The sequence below is a fragment of the Legionella qingyii genome, from assembly GCF_003184185.1.
This window is the reverse complement of sequence record NZ_QHJG01000029.1, coordinates 56,458-57,405: the sequence shown is the minus strand read 5'-3', so window position 1 is coordinate 57,405 and position 948 is coordinate 56,458. Positions and strand designations below refer to the sequence as shown.

The following is a 948-nucleotide window of genomic DNA, read 5'->3' as shown; positions in this document are numbered from 1 at the left end:
GATTCAAGTCCTCCCTGACGAAATCATCGATTATGGCTACCATGAATATGCGAGTCACGCTCGGTTAACGTCTTAGACCGGTAATGCCATTTACTGGTTAACCGGTCGTGGTGGTTAGAACGTAATCGTTATTGCCGAATGAGACGGCATCCTTGAAGTCATCGGTGGCGCTGCCGTTGAGTTTGCCACTGGCAATTAGGACAACGCCTACAAGGATAGAATCCACGCGTTCGCCAGAGACCTCTACGTTTATGGCGTTATCGAGAACTATATTTGCGACGTGAAGGTCACCCTTTATGGTGTCTGAGCAACAGTCATTGCTAACTGTTACAAGGACTACCGCGCTAAGATTCAAGTCCTCCCTGACGAAATCATCGATTATGGCTACCATGAATATGCGAGTCACGCTCGGTTAACGTCCTAGAACGGTAATACCATTCGCCCCTGAATTGACAGAGTTGGTTGGAACTTAATCGTTATTTTCGGATGAGGTGGCATCTCCTGAGTCATCGATGTCGCTGATGTTGAGTTAATCAATGGTATTTTGGGCAATGATGTTAACTAAGTCCTAGTGATCGAAGACGTTTACTACCATGTTGACGCTGTCCTTGTCCACCGAGTTGATGCTATCCTTGTCTACCAAGTTGATGCTATCCTTGTCCCCCAAGTTGAAACTATAAGTGTCGACCAGTTTGATACCGTAACTGTCTACCGCTTTGGTATCGTAACCGTCTACCAAGTTTATACTTTCACTGTCACAGTCCACCAAGTTACTGTCATTGTTGCCGTCTACCAAGTTGATAATGTCACTGTTCACCAAGTTGATAATGACACTGTCCACCAAGTTGACACTGTAAACGTCCACTAAGGAGAAACTGTAAACGTCCACTAAGGAGAAACTGTAACCGTCCACGGAGTTGACACGGTCACCATCTACCAAGTTGGCGT

1 protein-coding gene is annotated in these 948 nt (G+C 45.9%); it reads right to left on the bottom strand.

The features are described 5' to 3' along the window. Positions 1–568 precede the first annotated feature (568 nt). Positions 569–948 (bottom strand): hypothetical protein (locus tag DGG96_RS21075; RefSeq protein WP_205872624.1); only part of this gene is annotated, 380 nt, incomplete at its 5' end.